The sequence below is a fragment of the Paucibacter sediminis genome (genome assembly GCF_030254645.1).
GTDB lineage: Bacteria > Pseudomonadota > Gammaproteobacteria > Burkholderiales > Burkholderiaceae_C > Paucibacter_B > Paucibacter_B sediminis.
This window is the reverse complement of the sequence record NZ_CP116346.1, coordinates 747,140-764,767: the sequence shown is the minus strand read 5'-3', so window position 1 is coordinate 764,767 and position 17,628 is coordinate 747,140. Positions and strand designations below refer to the sequence as shown.

Annotated in this window: 21 protein-coding genes and 1 riboswitch; of the genes, 6 read left to right on the top strand and 15 right to left on the bottom strand. The window is 70.0% G+C overall.

Translation table 11 applies throughout. The features are described 5' to 3' along the window. Window positions 1-5: 5 nt before the first annotated feature. From PFX98_RS03545 to PFX98_RS03535, 3 genes are all read right to left on the bottom strand, one after another. Entirely contained in the window at window positions 6-425 is a 420-nt protein-coding gene (locus PFX98_RS03545) for a c-type cytochrome (RefSeq protein ID WP_285233800.1), read from the bottom strand. An 84-nt stretch (window positions 426-509) separates the two neighbouring features. Further along, on the bottom strand, window positions 510-1,184 hold the full coding sequence (locus tag PFX98_RS03540; protein ID WP_285233799.1) for an alpha/beta hydrolase: 675 nt from the start codon (window positions 1,182-1,184) through the stop codon (window positions 510-512). Between the two features lie 9 nt (window positions 1,185-1,193). Then, window positions 1,194-2,096 carry a type 2 periplasmic-binding domain-containing protein gene (locus PFX98_RS03535; protein ID WP_285233798.1) on the bottom strand — a complete coding sequence of 301 codons (903 nt, stop codon included), beginning with the start codon at window positions 2,094-2,096 and terminating at the stop codon, window positions 1,194-1,196. A 210-nt stretch (window positions 2,097-2,306) separates the two neighbouring features. Between PFX98_RS03535 and PFX98_RS03530 the strand changes: the two genes are divergently transcribed. Beyond that, a complete protein-coding gene (locus PFX98_RS03530; RefSeq protein WP_285233797.1) occupies window positions 2,307-2,546 on the top strand; it encodes a DUF1272 domain-containing protein in 240 nt (79 codons plus the stop codon). Here the strand turns inward: PFX98_RS03530 and PFX98_RS03525 are convergent. The 6 genes from PFX98_RS03525 to PFX98_RS03500 all read right to left on the bottom strand — a co-directional run bounded on the left by PFX98_RS03525 (window position 2,543) and on the right by PFX98_RS03500 (window position 6,886). Then, a complete protein-coding gene (locus PFX98_RS03525; protein WP_285233796.1) occupies window positions 2,543-3,313 on the bottom strand; it encodes an ABC transporter ATP-binding protein in 771 nt (256 codons plus the stop codon). The two genes, PFX98_RS03530 and PFX98_RS03525, sit on opposite strands and share 4 nt — an antisense overlap. After that, the gene (locus PFX98_RS03520; protein ID WP_285233795.1) at window positions 3,303-4,079 is read right to left on the bottom strand and encodes an ABC transporter permease; all 777 of its coding nucleotides are present in this window, start codon (window positions 4,077-4,079) and stop codon (window positions 3,303-3,305) included. The genes PFX98_RS03525 and PFX98_RS03520 overlap by 11 nt, the downstream gene beginning before the upstream one ends. Beyond that, on the bottom strand, window positions 4,076-4,495 hold the full coding sequence (locus PFX98_RS03515; protein ID WP_285233794.1) for a cupredoxin domain-containing protein: 420 nt from the start codon (window positions 4,493-4,495) through the stop codon (window positions 4,076-4,078). Before PFX98_RS03515 ends, PFX98_RS03520 begins: the two co-directional genes overlap by 4 nt. After that, entirely contained in the window at window positions 4,492-5,067 is a 576-nt protein-coding gene (locus PFX98_RS03510; protein WP_285233793.1) for an SCO family protein, read from the bottom strand. Before PFX98_RS03510 ends, PFX98_RS03515 begins: the two co-directional genes overlap by 4 nt. A gap of 10 nt (window positions 5,068-5,077) precedes the next feature. Beyond that, on the bottom strand, window positions 5,078-6,094 hold the full coding sequence (locus tag PFX98_RS03505; protein ID WP_285233792.1) for an ABC transporter substrate-binding protein: 1,017 nt from the start codon (window positions 6,092-6,094) through the stop codon (window positions 5,078-5,080). A gap of 66 nt (window positions 6,095-6,160) precedes the next feature. After that, window positions 6,161-6,886, bottom strand: a complete 726-nt coding sequence (locus PFX98_RS03500; RefSeq protein ID WP_285233791.1) for a type 2 periplasmic-binding domain-containing protein — start codon at window positions 6,884-6,886, stop codon at window positions 6,161-6,163. A gap of 165 nt (window positions 6,887-7,051) precedes the next feature. On the opposite strand from PFX98_RS03500, the gene PFX98_RS03495 reads away from it, so the two are divergent. Continuing rightward, a complete protein-coding gene (locus PFX98_RS03495; RefSeq protein WP_285233790.1) occupies window positions 7,052-7,441 on the top strand; it encodes a nuclear transport factor 2 family protein in 390 nt (129 codons plus the stop codon). A 90-nt stretch (window positions 7,442-7,531) separates the two neighbouring features. Continuing rightward, window positions 7,532-8,446, top strand: coding sequence for a glutaminase (locus tag PFX98_RS03490; RefSeq protein WP_285233789.1), 915 nt, complete (start codon window positions 7,532-7,534; stop codon window positions 8,444-8,446). Between the two features lie 17 nt (window positions 8,447-8,463). Here the strand turns inward: PFX98_RS03490 and PFX98_RS03485 are convergent, their stop codons facing one another. Genes PFX98_RS03485 through thiC form a run of 5 tightly spaced genes read right to left on the bottom strand, consistent with a single transcriptional unit; the run spans window position 8,464 to window position 13,929 of the window. Continuing rightward, complete coding sequence (locus PFX98_RS03485) at window positions 8,464-10,011, bottom strand: bifunctional hydroxymethylpyrimidine kinase/phosphomethylpyrimidine kinase (RefSeq protein ID WP_285233788.1); 1,548 nt, start codon at window positions 10,009-10,011, stop codon at window positions 8,464-8,466. Further along, window positions 10,008-10,799, bottom strand: a complete 792-nt coding sequence (locus PFX98_RS03480; RefSeq protein WP_285233787.1) for a thiazole synthase — start codon at window positions 10,797-10,799, stop codon at window positions 10,008-10,010. The genes PFX98_RS03485 and PFX98_RS03480 overlap by 4 nt, the downstream gene beginning before the upstream one ends. 4 nt (window positions 10,800-10,803) lie before the next feature. Further along, window positions 10,804-11,010, bottom strand: a complete 207-nt coding sequence (thiS, locus tag PFX98_RS03475) for a sulfur carrier protein ThiS (protein ID WP_285233786.1) — start codon at window positions 11,008-11,010, stop codon at window positions 10,804-10,806. Next, window positions 11,007-12,065 (bottom strand): FAD-dependent oxidoreductase, encoded by a 1,059-nt coding sequence (locus PFX98_RS03470; RefSeq protein WP_285233785.1) that lies wholly within the window; start codon window positions 12,063-12,065, stop codon window positions 11,007-11,009. Before PFX98_RS03470 ends, thiS begins: the two co-directional genes overlap by 4 nt. Window position 12,066: 1 nt before the next feature. Then, window positions 12,067-13,929, bottom strand: coding sequence for a phosphomethylpyrimidine synthase ThiC (thiC, locus tag PFX98_RS03465; RefSeq protein ID WP_285233784.1), 1,863 nt, complete (start codon window positions 13,927-13,929; stop codon window positions 12,067-12,069). Between the two features lie 96 nt (window positions 13,930-14,025). Beyond that, a riboswitch (TPP riboswitch) is annotated at window positions 14,026-14,150 on the bottom strand. Window positions 14,151-14,305: 155 nt separating this feature from the next. Here thiC and PFX98_RS03460 point away from each other — a divergent pair. Then, the gene (locus PFX98_RS03460; protein WP_285233783.1) at window positions 14,306-15,007 is read left to right on the top strand and encodes a TonB family protein; all 702 of its coding nucleotides are present in this window, start codon (window positions 14,306-14,308) and stop codon (window positions 15,005-15,007) included. Here the strand turns inward: PFX98_RS03460 and PFX98_RS03455 are convergent. Next, complete coding sequence (locus PFX98_RS03455) at window positions 14,976-15,926, bottom strand: LysR family transcriptional regulator (RefSeq protein WP_285233782.1); 951 nt, start codon at window positions 15,924-15,926, stop codon at window positions 14,976-14,978. The two genes, PFX98_RS03460 and PFX98_RS03455, sit on opposite strands and share 32 nt — an antisense overlap. A 123-nt stretch (window positions 15,927-16,049) precedes the next feature. Between PFX98_RS03455 and PFX98_RS03450 the strand changes: the two genes are divergently transcribed. Further along, window positions 16,050-16,688 carry an FMN-dependent NADH-azoreductase gene (locus tag PFX98_RS03450; protein WP_285233781.1) on the top strand — a complete coding sequence of 213 codons (639 nt, stop codon included), beginning with the start codon at window positions 16,050-16,052 and terminating at the stop codon, window positions 16,686-16,688. A gap of 32 nt (window positions 16,689-16,720) precedes the next feature. Further along, on the top strand, window positions 16,721-17,593 hold the full coding sequence (locus PFX98_RS03445) for a pirin family protein (RefSeq protein ID WP_285233780.1): 873 nt from the start codon (window positions 16,721-16,723) through the stop codon (window positions 17,591-17,593). Window positions 17,594-17,628 lie beyond the last annotated feature (35 nt).

Sequence of the window (17,628 nt, the reverse complement as noted above, 5' to 3'; positions counted from 1 at the left end):
GCTGCCTACTTGACCTGCAGCCGGTTCAGGTACTCGACCAGCATGAGGATGCGGCCCCGCACATAGACCTCGGGGTCGTAGGGCATGTCGCCGTAGTACTCGGCCGCCTTGAGCTTGTAGTCGGTGCCGAACACGGGCATGTCACGCGAGCCATGGCTGCTGCCGCTGCCGTCGATCACCTCGTAGACGCGTGCCACCGGGAACACGCCGCCGTTGCGCTTGGCCAGGGTGGTGAGATCGGCGGCGCTCTTCTTGAGCAGCTCGTTGAACGGGCCATTGCCCTTGGCGCTTTCGCCATGGCAGGCGGCGCATTTGCTCATGTACTCGCGCTGGCCCAGATCGACCTTGCCCTGTGCCAGGGCCAGCGCCGAGCCGCCCAGCAGGGATGCAATCAGCAGACACCGGGAAATCGTAGGAGTTGTCATGACAGCTCTCCTCGGATTGACGCGCAGGTGCGCCTGCCCATCTTCCCGCGGTGACGGCGCGCCGTGCTGCGCTGGATCAAAGCTTCAGCCCAGCACGCGCAGCAGGAAGCGGTTCAGCTCCTCGATCTCCTCGTTGCAGACCTCGTGCTGCATCGGGTATTCATGCCATTCGGGCGCATAGCCCAGGCGCAGCAATTCGTCGCGTCCGGCCGCGCCGCGGTCCAGCGCCACCACCGGGTCCTGCCGGCCATGGGCCAGCAGGATGGGCGTGGCGGCGTTGGCGGCATGACGCTCGGCCGCGGTGCTGTCCAGCAGCGGCAGATAGCCCGACAGGCCGACGATGCCGGCCAGGCGCTGTGGGTAGCGCAGGCCGGTCAGCAGCGCCATCGCGCAGCCCTGCGAGAAGCCCATCAGCACGATGCGCTCGGCGGCGATGCCGCGCTCGCGCTCGCGGTCGATCAGCGCGGCAATCGCGGCCTGCGAGGCGCGCAGGCCGGTCTCGTCCTCGCGCCGCTCGAGCTGGGTGCCGAGGATGTCGTACCAGGCCGGCATGCGGTAGCCGCCGTTGATGGTGACGGGGATCTGCGGCGCATTCGGCAGCACGCAGCGCAGGCCGCCGATGGCCTGCAGGTCCAGGGCCTGGCAGACCGGCACGAAGTCGCGCCCGTCGGCGCCCAGGCCATGCAGCACGATCAGGCTGGCGCGCGGCGTGGCCTGGGTCTGCAGTTCGATGCAGTCGAGAAGAGGGGGCTGGTTCATGCGCGCATCCTAGTCGGGCTGCAACCAGAACGCCTTGCGCTGCAGCGGTGTGGCCTCGGGCAGCAGCGGGTTCGAGAGCCTCAGCACCAGGCGCTGTGCGATCTGGTGGCGGGCCAGCAGGGCGCTGTAATGGCGCTGGAAGAGCTTGTCCCAGCTGCCGTCGGCGAGGCATTCCTCCAGGCCCTGGCGCAGCTGCTCGGCGGCCTCGGCATGCTGGGGCGCGAGGAAGTAGTAGGAGGCCGTCGGGTAGTAGAGCATCACATGCGGCGCGATCACCAGGCCCTCGTCGGCGTGCATGGCCAGCTCGGCATCCACCTCCATGATGGAGCGCGGAAAGTAGTCGATGCGGCCGCGCGCGAGCATGCGGAACAGGCCCTCGTAGGAGCTGGAGGTGCCGACGTTCAGGCCGTTGGCGCGCAGCACCTCGGCATCGGGCCAGTCATGCCCCTGGCCGGCCACCAGCGGCGCCAGCTCGGCGAGGCTGCGCAGCTTGCGCCAGAAGGGCACATCGGCCTGGCGTATCAGCATCAGGCGCCAGCCCAGCAGGCCGCGGTCCACCGGGATGCGCACCGGGATCAGGCCCATGGCCTCGCGCTCGCGGTTGGTCATGGTCCACATCAGGTCGAGCTCGTTGCCGCCATGCGCCATCTCCACCATGGTGCGGCCCTGGGCCATCGTCATCGGCAGCGCCTGCAGGCGGTAGGGCTTGCTGCCGCGGCCCAGCGCGAGCTGCAGCAGCTCGACCATATAGGCCTGCTGCGGGTCCGGCATCTTGTTGTGGCGCGGGTAATGCAAGGGCTGCGGCTCGCCGCCCGGCGCGCGCGGCGGGCGCAGCGGCGCCGCCCATGAGGAGGCGCCGGCCAGCGCGGCCGGCAGCCCGCTCAGCAGCCAGCGGCGGCGCCGTATCAGCATGGGAGGGCGGCCCGCTGGACCGTGGTGGTGGTGTTCATCGGCATGGGCTCCAATGCCCTGGACTTGCCGCAACGGTAACCCATTTCGGCCCCGCCCATCGACCGGGCTTGCCCGGCTGGCGGTCCGGATCCGAGCCTTGCCGGTCCGGATCTGCCCGACGCGCCGGGCCGCCGGGCGCTATCGTGGCTGCCTCAACCAGAGGCGCCCACCATGCTGCAACTCCGACCCAATTGCGAATGCTGCGACCGCGACCTGCCGCCCGACTCGACCGAGGCGCGCATCTGCTCCTTCGAGTGCACCTTCTGCGCCAGTTGCGTGACGCAGCGCCTGGCCGGGGTCTGCCCCAACTGCGGCGGCGATTTCGCGCCGCGGCCGCGCCGTGTGGGCGCGGTGCTGGCGCGCAACCCGGCCTCCACCGAGCGCGTCTTCAAGCCCCGCCCGCTTGGCTAAAGCCCGAGCTCGCGCAGGATCGCCTCGCGCAGGGCCTGGGCCTCGGGGCTGGCGAGCTTGCGCGGATGCGGCAGGCGCACCTGGAAGCTGGCCTGGATGGTGGTGGGGCGCGGCGAGAGCACGAGGATGCGGTCGGCCATGTAGATGGCCTCCTCCACGTCGTGGGTGATCAGCAGCACGGTGTGGCGCTCCTCCGCCAGGATGCGCAGCAGCTCGGTGCGCATGCGCATATTCATCAGCGCATCGAGGGCCGAGAAGGGCTCGTCCATGTAGAGGATCTCGGGCTTGACGACGAAGGCGCGCGCCAGCTCGGCGCGCTTGAGCATGCCGCCCGAGAGCTCGTGCGGATAGCTGGCCTCGAAGCCCTTCAAGCCCACCATCGCGGCGTAGTGATCGGCCAGCGCGGCGCGCTCGTCGTGGCGCGCACCATGTTCGGCATCGTTGAGGCCGAACATCAGGTTCTGCTGCACCGTCAACCAGGGGAACACCGAGCCATGCTGGGAGATCACGATGCCCTTGGGGCTGGGGCCGCGTTGCGCGGCGCCGTCCACCCGCACGCTGCCGCTGTCGGGCTGCTCGAAGCCCGCGATGATGTTCATCAGGGTGGACTTGCCGCAGCCCGAGGGGCCGACGATGGCGACGAACTCGCCGTCGTCCACCGTGAAGCTGACGCCGCCGATGACCGGCAGCGCGCCCTGGGCCGAGACGAAGTTCTTCTTGATGTCGCTGACGACGATCTTGTGCTGGTTTGCTTGCTTAGCGGACATAGCGCCATTTCACCGTCTTGAGTCGCTCCAGCAGGCGCGTGGCGCCGTCCAGCAGCAGGCCGATGATGCCGATGATGATCATGCTGGCGATCACCAGGTCGTAGCGGTTGCCGGCATTGCGCGAGTCCATGATCAAGTAGCCCAGGCCCGAGCGCAGCGCGATCATCTCGGCCGCCACCACCACCAGCCAGGCCACGCCGATGCCGATGCGCATGCCGACGATGATCTCGGGCAGCACCGCCGGTATCACCACGCGGCGGAACAGCACCGTGCGCGAGACCCCGAAGTTGGCGGCCGCGCGCAAGTAGCGGCGCTCGATGGTGTGCACGCCCGAGGTGGTCTGCACGATCATCGGGAACACCGAGGAGATGAAGATCAGGAAGATCGGCGAGACATCACCGACGCCGAACCAGAGGATGGCCAGCGGGATCCAGGCGATCGGCGAGATCGGCCGCAGCATCTGGAAGATCGGGTTGAAGGTGCGGTAGGCGCCGCCCACCCAGCCCATCCACAGGCCCAGCGGGATCGCCACCAGCATCGCCAGGCCGAAGCCAATGCCCACGCGCAGCAGCGAGGCGCTGATGTGCTCCCACAGCGTGCCGTCCTCGGCCAGCTCCCAGGCGCCGGTGAGCACCTGCCAGGGGGTGGGGAAGATGGCGCTCTCGGTGCGCAGCACCACCTGCCACCAGAGGATCACGATGGCCGCGATCACGAGCAGCGGCGGCAGGATTTTGGCCAGCCGTTGATGCGGGGAGCTTGGGTTCACGATAGTTGCTTGATCCAGGCGCGCAGGCGCCAGTTGAGTGTCTCCCAGCCCGGCGCGGGATGGGGTGCGACGATCACGCTCAGCTGCCCGCTGGCATGCGCGGTGCAGGCAAAGCTGTAGCTGGAGGCTACTTCGAAGGGCAGGCGGAAACTCTGGCCGGGCATGATGAGCGCCGGGCCGAACACCTGCGGCACCTCGTCGAGATTGCGCAGCAGCAGCACATCGTTGGCGCCCAGGGTGAGGTGGATGCGCTCGGGCAGGATCTCGACCTGGTCGCCCGCCATGCGGCGTGCCCAGGTACCCTTGGGGATCTCGAACAGCTCGTCGCGGCGGGCGGGGGCGAGCGGGGCCAGCGCGGCCCAGGCCAGTGCGGCCAGCAGCAGCGTCAGGGTCAACGCAAGCGGGCGCAGCTTCACAGGCTCAGCAGCAGCTGCAGATCGTGCACATAGTCCTTGGGGCCATGGCCGTAGGGCATCATGCCGCGCAGCTTGCCCGCGCGGTCGATCAGGTAGACCGAGGACGAATGGTCCACCGCATAGCCGCCCTTGGTGGCGAGCTTGTTGGCCACCACGCCATAGCTGGCGCGCACCGCCGCCAGGGCCGCGGGCTGGCCGGTGGCGCCGATGAAGCTGGCGTCGTAGGCGGCCAGGTAGCGCTTCATCTGCGCGGTATCGTCGCGCTCGGGGTCCACCGTCACATAGACCACCTGCACCGCCTCGCCGGCCTTGCCCAGCGCCTGGCGCGCCTGCACCAGGGTGCCCAGCGTGATCGGGCAGACCTCGGTGCAATGGGTGAAACCGAACACCAGCAGCACCAGCTTGCCACGGTAGCGGCTGAGCTTGAGCTCGGCGCCATCGGAGCCCTGCAGGCTGAATTCGGGCGCGGCATGCGGGGGCTCGAACACGCCGGCCTTGAGCCGGGCGGTGGCGGCCAGCAGGGGCGTGGCCAGCAGCAGCGCGAACAGGGAGAGCAACAGATGGCGCATCATGAGGGCGGGTTCAAAGCGTGATGGCACTGGCCTTGGCCGCCTTGGCAAAGCTCTCGTCCATGTATTTCTCATAGGGCACCGGGGCCTTGAGCGTGCCGGCCTCGATGGAGAGCTGCATCAGCTCCTCGAACTCGCTGCGTATCATGCGCAGATCGCCGTAGGTGACGCGGTCGGTGGGGTTCTCCATCACGAAGCGGATGATGTTGGGATCCTGGTTGAAGTACTTGCGGCCGGCGGCGATCGTCACCGCCTTGTTGCGGTTGTCCTGCTTCTGGTCCAGCCACTGGCCGGCGCCCAGCACCAGATTCACCAGCTCCTGCACCGCGGGCCGGTTGTCGCGGATCAGCTCCTCGCGCACCGTCAGCACGCAGCAGATGTAGTTGCGCCATTCGTCGCGCGTCATGCGCAGGGCACGCGCATAGCCGGCGCGCTGGGCGGCGGCGCCGAAGGGCTCGCCGGTGCAATAGGCGTCCACCGCCTTGGCATAGAGGGCGGCCGGCATGTCGGGCGGCGCCATCTCGACGATCTGCACGTCCTTGGGCGTCATGCCCTCGCGCGCCAGCATCTTGCGCAGGAACAGGAAGTCCACCGCAAAGCGGCTCGGTATCGCGATGCGCTTGCCGGCCAGGTCCTTGAACTTCTGATAGGTCGAATCGCTGCGCACCATGATGACGGCGCCCGAGCGATGGCCCAGCGAGACGATCTTCACCGGGATCTTCTTGTCCGCCAGGTCCATCACCAGCGGCGCCAGCATATAGGCCGCCTGGATGCGGCCCGTCATCAGCGATTCCTTGATCTCGGGCCAGCCGTTGTACTTGCTGTATTCAAAGGCATGCTTGCCGCCGGCGGTCTGGTTGGTCACGCAGGCCACCGGCAGGGTGAGGTTGCAGGTCACCGGCAGGCCGCCCACCAGCAGGGGCGCGGCGGCGGCACGGGCCGGCAGCGTGGGCAGCGCCAGGGCCGCGGCGCCGCACAGCAGCTGGCGGCGCGCCAGGCCTTGGATGTGATGAGGGTCGGGTGCTTGCATGGGCTGGCTTCGGGTGCGTGCGCGCATTTTCCGACAGGGCCGCGCCGGCGGGCAGGCGGAAGACCACTAGGGCGACAAGGCCGCGGCGCCTTCGCGTGCGTCCGCCCAGGCCTTGCGGCGCAGGCCATCGGACTCGCCGCTGCTCTCCATCTCCTGCAGCACGGCGGTGAGCGCCGGCAGCAGCTGCGCATGGCTGCGGTGCAGCACCGGGTAGAGTGAGCTGCTGTACAGCGGCGCCGTCAGCGGCACCAGCCCTTCCAGCTGGGCCGGCCGCAAGGGCGCCTGCCCGGAGGCCAGGGTCAGCAGACCGATGTCGACCACGCGCAGGCGCAGCAGGCGCAACACGTCGTCGGGCGTGGTGGCCTCGACGCGCCGCGCCACCTCGCCGAGCAGCTGCTCGAGCAGGAGGATGCCGCGCTGGTGCGCCACCCGCAGCGGGCGCAGCTCGGCCATGTCATGCGGCTGCAGGGCCGCATCGCCGACGAAGCCCCAGACCTCGACGCGCGAGATCGCCACCGGCACCAGCAGGAGCTGGGGGCGCCGATCGACGATGCTCGCGATGCGCAGGGGCTCGCCATCCAACTGGCCCAGCTCGGTGAGGCGCAGCGAACGGCGCAGCGGCAGGGGCTCGAACTCCAGCACCTGCCCGAGCCGCTCGAAGGCCCGCCTGAGCACCGCCCGCCCGGCCGGCGCCAGGCCGCTGCGGTCGTTGCTGTCGGTGGCAAAGCGCCAGCGCTGCGGCGCGGCCCAGGCCTGCCGCGAGGCCGCCGGCAGCAGCCCGATCAAGAACATGCGCCGAGGCGCGCTGAGCTGCATGGCGGCCCTTCCGTGACGATGCCTGCGGTTGTTCTTTTTCTCCCTGCGGTGGCCCATGCATTCTGAACCCGGCGCGGGGCAAAGAACAGGGGCGGCGGGCGCCGTACACTGCCGCGCCACACCTGCCCTGGAGAGCTGCGTATGACCGACAACGCCACCGCGTCCGCCCGTGAGCTGGCCACGCGTTTCTGGGCCACCGCGAATGCCGCCGATTGGCCAGCATTCGCCGCCCTGCTCGACCCCGAGCTGGTCTACGAGGTACCGCAGACACGCGAGCGCGTGTGCGGCCGCGCTGCCATGACGGAGTTCTTCCGCACCTGGCCGGGCAGCTGGCAGGTCGAACTGCTGCAGCTGATCGCCGACGAAAAATCGGCCGTGACGGTGTTCGACTTCGTCACGCCCAGCGAGCCGCGCATGCGCGGCATCACCTTGTTCGCCGTCGAGGCCGGCTTGATCACCAAGCTGACCGACTACTGGCCCGAGGATTACGAGCCGCCGGCGCGGGCCACCGCGGTGGTGCAACGCTACTGACCGAGCCGCAGGGCCTGCTGGCAGCGTTCATCCGTGCGGCGGACCGGCGCACTTACCATGGCGGCCAAGATCGATCTCCGGAACTCCCGCATGCATGACCGCCAGGCGCTGGACGCCATCTATGCCCATGTGCAGCCCCTGCTGGGCCAGGGCCGCGTGGCCGATTACATCCCCGAGCTGGCCCATGTGCCGCGCGAGCAGTTCGGCATGGCCATCGTCAAGCTGGACGGCGAGGTGCTGCAGGTAGGCGCGGCCGAACAGCGCTTTTCCATCCAGAGCATCTCCAAGCTCTTCGCCCTGGTGCTGGCGCTGCAGAGCGAGGGCGAGGCGCTGTGGCAACGCGTTGGCCGAGAGCCTTCGGGCACGCCCTTCAATTCCCTGGTGCAGCTGGAGGCTGAGGGCGGCAAGCCCCGCAACCCCTTCATCAATGCCGGCGCTCTGGTGGTGACCGATGTGCTGTGCAGCCGCTTCGCCACGCCCGAGAACGCGCTGGTGGGCCTGATGCGCCGGCTCAGCGGCAACGCGGCGCTGGACTACAACCTCAAAGTGGCCCAGTCCGAACGCCGCCACAGCGATCGCAATGCGGCCATGGCGCATTTCATCGCCAGCTTCGGCCGCCTGGCCAATCCGGTGGATCGCGTGCTGGATGCCTATTGCAGCCAATGCTCGATCGAGATGAACTGCGTAGAACTGGCGCGTGCGGCTCTCTTGTTGGCCCAGCATGGCAGCGTGCCGCACAGCGGCGAGCGGCTCCTGACGCCCAGCCTCGCCAAGCGCATCAGCGCCCTGATGCTGACCTGCGGCACCTATGACGCGGCGGGTGACTTCGCCTTCCGTGTCGGGCTGCCGGCCAAGAGCGGCGTGGGCGGTGGCATCGTCGCGCTGATACCTGGGCGCTGCGGCATCTGCGTCTGGTCGCCGGGCCTGGACGAGACCGGCAACTCGCTGGCGGGCACGGCAGCGCTGGAGATGTTCACGACCCTCACCGAGCGTTCGATCTTCTGAGCGCAACCTGGGCGTACTCAGCGCCGCAGGTCCTCCGCCAGTTCCAGCCCGCGTACCAGGCACAGGGCGGCAGCCCCGCTGGCCTGGGCCGCCTGCAGGCGCTCACGCGTGGTGATGCCGCCTATGCCCACCACCGGCCGCCCCGCCATGCGCACCCACCAGGCCAGGTTGTCCAGGCCCTGCGGCTGCCAGGGCATCTGCTTGGTGCTGGTGGCCCAGAGCGGCCCGCAGGCGATGTAGTGCGGCGCCAGGCCGCGTGCGCGCGCCAGCTCCCAGAGGCTGTGGCTTGAAATGCCCAGGCGCACATCGGGCTGCAGCAGACGTGCGCGCGCCGCGGCGGGCAGGGCGGCCCAATCCTCCTGCCCCAGGTGCAGGGCGCGCGCGCCGCAGTCCAGCGCCAGCTGCCAGTGATCGTTGATCCAGAGCCGGGCCTGGCCCTGCTGCGCCCCCTGCAGCGCTTGCTCGATGGCGCCGCGTAGCGGGACGGCGGCATCCGCCTGCTTGATGCGCAGCTGGATCTGGCTGAAGCGCCCGCCCGAGGCCAGCTCGGCCACGCGGCCTGCGTCCTCGGTGATGGCGTAGAGCCCGGGCCGGAAATCAGCGGGTGGCAGCTCGCCACGCAAGACCTGGCCCCAGCGCGCCGGTGAGAACTCGTCGCCAAAGCTCATCACCGGCATGGCACTTGCGTCCTGCATGAAGCCTGGATTGGGGCGCACCGGGCCGGCGCCTGCGCCGGCGGCGTAGCCATCGCGCACCGCCGTCCAGCTGAGCATCTTGGCCAGCAGCACCGCGTCGGGCAGTGGATAGCCGCGCGCCAGCGCCGCGGCGGCGGCGCTGGCGAAGCTGCAGCCGCTGCCGTGATGGTGGGCGGAGGGCAGGCGCGGCAGGGATAGCCAGCCATCGGCCAGTTCGCTCGCAAGCCAATCGAGGGCCAGGTCTTGCGCGGCCGGGTCGAGTGTGTCGCCGCCGGTCACGCAGCAGGCCTGGGCGCCCAGCGCGCGCAGCGCGCGTGCCAGTTCCGGCTCGGAACCTGCCTGCGGCGCGAGGCCCAGCAGGCGTTCGGCCTCGCGGCGATTCGGCGTGACGAGGGTGGCGCGCGGCAGCAGCAGCTCGCGGTAGGCGGCGATCAGGGCGGCATCGGCAAAGGCGGCGCCGCCGGCGCTGGCGCCCAGCACCGGGTCCACCACCAGATCCACCCTGCCATCGCGGCGCAGTGCATCGACGCAGCGCGCCACCGCCGCCACCGCATCGACGCTGGCCAGCAGCCCGGTCTTGATGACGCGCGGGCGCAGGTCGGCGGCCAGCGCGTCGAGCTGGCCCTGCAGCTGCGCGCCGGGCAGCGCGTGCACGGCCGCGACGCCGCGCGAATGCTGGGCCGTGACGGCCGCCACCACCGGGCACAGATGCACGCCCAGGGTGGCGGCGGCGCGCTGGTCGGCGCTCAGGCCGGCGCCGCCCCCGCTGTCGGTGCCGGCCACGGACCAGATGATCGGTGGGGCCGGGTCTTGCTGCCAATCAGCGTCGCTGGCCCAGGGCGAAGGCAGGCAGGGATGCGGCTGGCTCATGACAGCACAAAGGCGTGGCCGCTTACCGGCGTCGAGGGCACGGCGAAGTCCTGCGCCGGCATCACGCCGGCCAGGTACGCCTGGCGGCCGGCGCGCACCGCGTCGCGGAAGGCGTGAGCCATGCGCACCGGGTCGCGTGCCTGTGCCACCGCCGAGTTCAGCAGCACCGCGTCATAACCCAGCTCCATGGCCTGGGCCGCGTGCGAGGGCGCGCCCAGGCCGGCGTCGACGATCAGCACGGCCTCCGGCAGGCGCTCGCGCAGCGTGCGCAGGGCCCAGGGGTTGAGCAGGCCCTGGCCGGAGCCGATCGGCGCGCCCCAGGGCATCAGCACGGCGCAGCCGGCGTCCAGCAGGCGGCGGCACAGCACCAGATCGTCGGTGCAATAGGGCAGCACGGTGAAGCCCAGCTTCACCAACTCGCTGGCCGCGGCCAGCAGCTCGAAGGGGTCGGGCTGCAGGGTGTGCTCGTCGCCGGTGACCTCCAGCTTGATCCAGGCGGTGTCGTAGAGCTCGCGCGCCATGCAGGCCAGCTGCACCGCCTCGGCGGCGCTGCGGCAGCCGGCGGTGTTGGGCAGCAGGCGCGCGCCCTGGGCGCGCGCTGCCGCCAAGGCCATGGCCACGAAGCCGTTGTCGCCCCCCTGGGCGCTGCGCTTCAGGCCCACGGTGAGCAGCTGGGTTTGCGAGGCCTTCACCGCCTCGGCCAGCAGCTGCGGGTTCGGGTAACCGGCGGTGCCGAGCAGGAAGCGGCTGGCGAGCGGCACGCCGGCGATTTCAAAGCTGTCCGTCATGGGTTCAGCCTCCTACGATGGGTTGGAACAGCAGCACCTGGTCGCCCTCGGCGAGCATGGTGCCGGGTCTTGCCTCGCGCGCCACGAAGCGGCCGTTCACGGCCGTGGCCACGCTCCGCGGCTCGCGTTGCAGCAAGGCCAGCAGCTCGGCCAGATTGCTGCCGGCCGGCAGCTCGCGGGGTTGCTCGTCGATCAGGATCTGGATGTTCATGGCAGGCTGGCCAGCTGGGTTTGCGTCAGCAGGCGCTGCACCAGGGCGGGCGCCAGCAGCCAGCCATGGCGGAACAGGCCGTTGAGCTGGATCAGGCCGGGCGCGCTGTGCGCATGCGGGCGGTGGTGGGGCAGGGCGGGGCGCAGATTGCGGTCCAGCCGCGTGATGCGGGCCTCGCCCAATTGCGGCATCAGGCTGTGGGCCGCGGCCATCAGCTCCACCGCGCTCTGCAGGCTGACGGGCGAGCGGTCCTCGCTCTCGATCTCGCTGGCGCCGATCAGCAGCTCATCTGCGCTGCGCGGCACCAGGTAGACGCAATGGCGCGGGTGCATCAGCCTCAGCGGCCGGCGCAGGCCATGCCCGGCCAGTTCCAGCGTCAGCACCTCGCCGCGCACGCCGCGCAGCGGCAGGGTGGGGCGGGCGCCGAGGCCGCGCGTGTCGATGGCCCAGTCGGCGTGGACTTGCTCGCCGTCGCTGAGCGTGATCCGACCGGCCTGGACCTCGGCCACCGGGCGCTGCCAATGCCACTGCACGCCAGCCGCCGAGCTGTGCAGCGCCTGCATGGCCTGCAGCGGATGGATCAGCCCCTCGCCGGGCAGCAGCCAGGCCCGCGGGCCGGCGGGCAGCGCCGGCTCCAGCTCGCGCAGCTGGGCCGCGCTGAGCGGCTGCGGCGTCGGGAAGGATGAGAGGTCCGCGCCGGCCTGCTGCAGGCGCTGCAGCACGCGCGCCGCGGCGCCCTGGTCGGGGCGGTGCGCCAGCAGCAGGCTGCCCTCGGTCTGCAGGCGCACCGGCTGATGCAGCGCGGCGACGATGGCGGGCCACAGGCGCAGCGATTGCCAGCCGAGCACCGCCACCTCGGCCTCGGCGCGGTCCAGCTCGGCCAGCGGGCTGAGCATGCCGGCGGCCGTGAAGGCGGCGGCGCCCTGGCCATCGAAGGCGGGCGCGGGGCCGGGGCCGGCGTCCCAGACCCGCACCTCATGGCCGGCGCGCGCGAGCGCCCAGGCGAACAGGCGGCCGGCCAGGCCGGCGCCGGCGATGGCGATCTTCTTCGCCATCTCAGGCCTTCGCGATCGGGATGTAGAGCTCGCTGCCCTGCGCCTTGAACTCGGCGCTCTTGGCTTCCATCCCGGCCGCCATGCCCTCGGCGTATTCGCGCACATCCTGCGTGATCTTCATCGAGCAGAACTTGGGCCCGCACATGGAACAGAAGTGGGCCACCTTGGCGCTGTCCTTGGGCAAGGTCTCGTCGTGGAACTCGCGCGCGGTCTCGGGGTCGAGGCCGAGGTTGAACTGGTCCTGCCAGCGGAATTCGAAGCGGGCCTTGGAGAGCGCGTCGTCGCGGGCGCGTGCGCCCGGGTGGCCCTTGGCGATATCGGCCGCGTGGGCGGCGATCTTGTAGGCCATCAGGCCGGCCTTGACGTCGTCGCGGTTCGGCAGGCCCAGATGTTCCTTGGGCGTGACGTAGCAGAGCATGGCGCAGCCGAACCAGCCGATCATGGCCGCGCCGATGCCCGAGGTGATGTGGTCGTAGCCGGGCGCGATGTCGGTGGTCAAGGGGCCGAGCGTGTAGAAGGGCGCCTCGTCGCAGTGCTTGAGCTGCTCGGTCATGTTCGCCTGGATCATGTGCATGGGCACATGGCCGGGGCCCTCGATCATGGTCTGCACATCGTGCTGCCACGCGATCTTGGTGAGCTCGCCCAGGGTGCGCAGCTCGGCGAACTGGGCCTCGTCGTTGGCGTCGGCCAGCGAGCCGGGGCGCAGGCCGTCGCCGAGCGAGAAGCTGACGTCGTAGGCCTTCATGATCTCGCAGATCTCTTCGAAATGCGTGTAGAGGAAGTTCTCCTGGTGGTGGGCGATGCACCACTTGGCCAGGATGGAGCCGCCGCGCGAGACGATGCCGGTGCGGCGCTTCACCGTCATGGGCACGAAGGGCAGGCGCACGCCGGCGTGGATGGTGAAGTAGTCGACGCCCTGTTCGGCCTGCTCGATCAGGGTGTCGCGGAACAGCGCCCAAGTGAGGTCCTCGGCCACGCCACCTACCTTTTCAAGTGCCTGGTAGATGGGCACGGTGCCGATCGGCACCGGGCTGTTGCGGATGATCCAGTCGCGCGTGGTGTGGATGTTGCGGCCGGTGCTGAGGTCCATCACCGTGTCGGCGCCCCAGCGCGTGCTCCACACCAGCTTCTCCACCTCTTCCTCGATGCTGGACGTGACCGCCGAGTTGCCGATATTGGCATTCACCTTGACGAGGAAGTTGCGGCCGATCGCCATCGGCTCCAGCTCGGGGTGGTTGATATTGGCCGGGATGATGGCGCGGCCGCGCGCCACCTCGTCGCGCACGAACTCGGGCGTGATGAGGTCGGGGATGCTGGCACCGAAGGCGTGGCCGGCCAGGCGCGCCTCGCGCTCGGCATCGGCCTGGTATTCCTGCATCCAGGCGTGACGCTGGTTCTCGCGGATCGCCACGTATTCCATCTCGGGCGTGACGATGCCGCGGCGCGCGTAGTGCAGCTGGGTCACGTTGGCGCCAGGCTTGGCGCGGCGTGGCTGGCGCTGCAGGCCGGCGCTGAGGGCCTGCAGCCTGAGCTGCTGGGCCTGGTCGCGCAGGCCGTCGTCGATCAGCTGGATGCGACGGCCCTCGTAGGCCTCGGTGTCGCCGCGCGCTTTCACCCAGGCGGCGCGCGGGGCGGGCAGGCCGCGGTGCACGTCGATGTTGGCGTTGGCGTCGGTATAGGGGCCGGAGGCGTCGTAGACGGTCACCACCTCACCGTTGCTGAGCGCGATGGCGCGCAGGGGCACGCGCAGCTCGGGGTGCAGCTCGCCCGGCAGGTACTGCTTGCTGGAGCCGGGCAGGGGCTCGCGGGTCAATTGGATGTTGTCGCTGATGCCTTCAAGGCCTGCGTCGCTCACGCTGTTCATGCTCGTCTTCCTCCGGTCGGTGCAACAAGGACTCCGGAGGTCGGACTCAAGCAGGCGGACGGACGGGCGCGCGGGGCGGCCTGAGGCCCGCGGGCGGGCATGCAGACAAGCTCTTCTTACGCCGGTACGAGCCGGATCAAGTTCAGCGGGTCCGTGGCTTCCACCACATCTCAGCCCGGTGCATCGTTGCGACGCACGGCAGGGCTCCCCGGAGCAAGGCGCGAGTATAGGCGGCAAGCGTGAAGACTTTGACGGGGCTGCGGGCAAACCCTTGGCCAGGGCGGCCGGGGGCGCTGCGTACACTCCGGGCGCTCACCGTCCCGCATGCCCGTCAAAAGCTGGGCCGCCGGCGGGCTCTCGACGAAGGAATGGAACGATGAACGGCTCCTTGTCTGCATTGCGCATGTGCCGTCTGGCCTTGGCGCTGGGCCTTGCCGCCGCGACGCTGGGTGTTGCCGCTCAGCAGCTCGGGGACCTTGAGAAGAAGTCTTCCCTCAGCGATGCCGATCGGGCCAAGCGCGACGCCGACAAGGTGTTCCAGTGGATCAAGTTCAACGCCGACAAGGCGCCCGCCAAGCCCGCCGCGCCTGCGCCCGCACCGGCCAAGCCGGCCGCACCGGTGGCCAAGGCCGCGCCGCGGCACGAGTCACCGGCGCCCAGCCCCAAGGCCGAGGAGCTGCAGAACAAGCCCGAGCCTGCCGTGGCCACTGCGGCGAGCAGCAGCAGCCCGGCGCCCGAGCCGGTTCAGCTGGCCACCGCGAGCCCCAAGCTGAATCCCCCGCCGCCCGCCGCCGTGGCGCCCGCAGCGGCGCCCGAGCCCGAACCCGAGGTGGCGCTGAAGCTGATCAACAAGGTCGAGCCCGAGATCCCGCGCCAGCTGCTCAGCAGCGTGCGCAACGGCCTGGTGGTGGTGAAGTTCACCGTCGAGCCGAATGGCGCGGTGAGCGGGGCCGAGGCCATCAAGAGCTCGCACCGCAAGCTCTCGGTGGCGGCCATCGATGCCGTCAACCAATGGCGCTTCGCGCCGATCCCGCGCTCGCGCGAGGTCAGTGTGGAGATCGGCTTTCAGGCTGAGTAGCCGGGCAACTGGCCAGCGTGGCCGCCATCGCCTCGATGAAGACGCGGCTGCGCAGCGGCATCAGGCGGCGCTCGGGGAACACCGCCCAGCAGGCCACCGGTGGCAGGCACCAGTCGGGCAGCACGCGCAACAGCTCGCCGCGCTCCACATAGGGCTGGGCGAAATGCTCGCCCACCGCGGTGATGCCCAGGCCGGCGCAGGCCATGCGCAGAAGCATGTCGGGCGCATTCACCAGGGTGCGCTGCTCGGGCACGCCTTGCCAGCGTTGCGTCTCGGCGCCCTCGGCGCCTTCCCCACGCATGAGTGTCCAGGGCACGGGCTCGCCGGTGCGGCCCAGAATCATCAGCCCCTGCATGCTGCTCAGCGCCTCGGGCAGCTGCGGCTCGCCATGGCGCTGCAGATAGGCCGGTGAGGCATAGAGCCCGTTGCTGAACAGGGCCAGGCGGCGCGCCGCCAGCTGCGAATCGTCGGGCAGGCTGCCCATGCGCACCGCGAGGTCGAAGCCCTCGGCAATCAGGTCCACGCGGCGCGGCGAGAGGTCCAGTTCCAGCTGCACCTCGGGATAGTCCAGCACGAAGCGGCTCAGCATCTGGTCCAGCGCCTGGTTGGCAAAGTCGCCCGGCATCGAGACGCGCAGCCGCCCGGTGGGGCGCTGCTGGCGATGCAGGGCCAGGGCGAGGGCGCCGTCCACCTCGGCGGCCAGCACGCGTGCATGTTCCAGCACGCCCTGGCCGAATTCGGTCAGCGCCAGCCGGCGCGTGCTGCGCTGCAATAGCTTCTCGCCCAGACGCTGCTCCAGCGCGGCGATGCGGCGCGACACGGTGGACTTGGGGAGCTGCACCCGGTCGGCCGCGCGGCTGAAGCTGCCGGCCTCCATCACACGCGCAAACAGCAGCAGATCGTCAGCGTCCAGGCTCATGGCATTGTTCCATTGGTGGAACGATCATATCCATTCCGGTGTCTTCCGATGCTTGGCTGCGATCAATACAGTTCATCCATGGTCTTTCGCAAGACCCGATCAGCAAACCAACGGAGCCCCCAGATGAACATCCTGCAAATCAATTCCAGCGCCCGCCGTGTTCAAGACGGCCAGGGTTCCTTCTCCACCCGCCTGGCGACCGAGCTGGTCGAGGGTCTGCAACAGGCCCAGCCCGGTGCCAGCCTGCAGGTGCGCGACCTGGCGCAGCAAGCCCATCCGGTGCTGGACGAGGCCGCCCTGCAAGCCCTGTTCACCCCGGCCGAGCAGCGCAGCGCGGCGCAGGCCGAGCGCGTGGCCCTGGACGATGGCCTGATTGCCCAGATCCAGGCGGCCGATGTGGTGGTGCTGGGCGTGCCGATGATCAACTTCGGCGTGCCCAGCCAGCTGAAGAACTGGATCGACGCGATCTCGCGGGCCCGCGTCACCTTCCGCTACACCGAGAACGGCCCCGAGGGCCTGCTCACCGGCAAGAAGGTCTATGCGGTGCTGACGCGCGGCGGCCTGCACCGCGACCGCCCCAGCGACACCGTCGTGCCCTATCTGCGTACCGTGCTGGGCTTCCTGGGCATGAGCGATGTCGAGTTCATTTATGCCGAAGGCCTGGGCATGGGCCCGGAGGCCGAGGCGCAAGGCCTGGCCTCGGCGCGTGCCCAGATCCAGCAGCTGCTGCAACCGCAAGCGGCCGAGCCTGCTACCGTCTGACCCTGAATGCATTGACCACGGAGAACGCCATCATGACTGCCGCCACGATCACCACCGTTCTGCAACAGCCTCGCCAGGTCGAGCGGCTGATCGCCGGCCAGCCCACCAGCGATGGCGCGGGCGTCAAGCTCACCCGCGTGCTGACGCAGAACCTGCAGCGCCGCCTCGATCCCTATCTGATGCTGGACGCCTTCGGTTCGGACCAGGCCGACGACTACATCGCCGGCTTCCCCGACCATCCGCACCGCGGCTTCGAGACCATCACCTATATGCTGGAAGGCCGCATGCGCCACCGCGACTCCGCCGGCCATGAGGGCCTGCTGGGCAATGGCGGCGTGCAGTGGATGACGGCCGGGCGCGGCGTGATCCATTCGGAGCTGCCCGAGCAGGAAGAGGGCCGCATGGAAGGCTTCCAGCTCTGGCTCAACCTGCCGGCCAAGGACAAGATGCGCGCGCCCTGGTACCGCGACATTCCCTCGGCCGAAATCCCCGAGTGGCATGGCGAGGGCGCCAGCGTGCGCGTGATCGCCGGCGCCAGCCGGGGCGTGCAGGGGGCGGTGCAGCGCGAGGGCACCGAGCCGGTCTATCTGGACATCCATCTGCAGCCGGGGGTCAGGTTTGAACAGGCGCTGCCGGACACGCACAACGCCTTCGTCTACGTCTACCGTGGCGGCGTGCAGTTCGGCTCGGGTTGCACCGTGCCGGCCCAGCGCATGGCGATCCTGGCCAATACCGCGGGCAGCGATGGCGTGGCCTTCACGGCCGGCGAGGCGGGCGCGCGCCTGCTGCTGATCGCCGGCAAGCCGCTCAACGAGCCGATTGCGCAGTACGGCCCCTTCGTGATGAATACCGAGGCCGAGCTGATGCAGGCGGTGCGTGACTTCCAGACCGGCAAGCTGGCCTGAGGCTTTGACGCTTGTCAGTGAAACAGGGCGCGCGG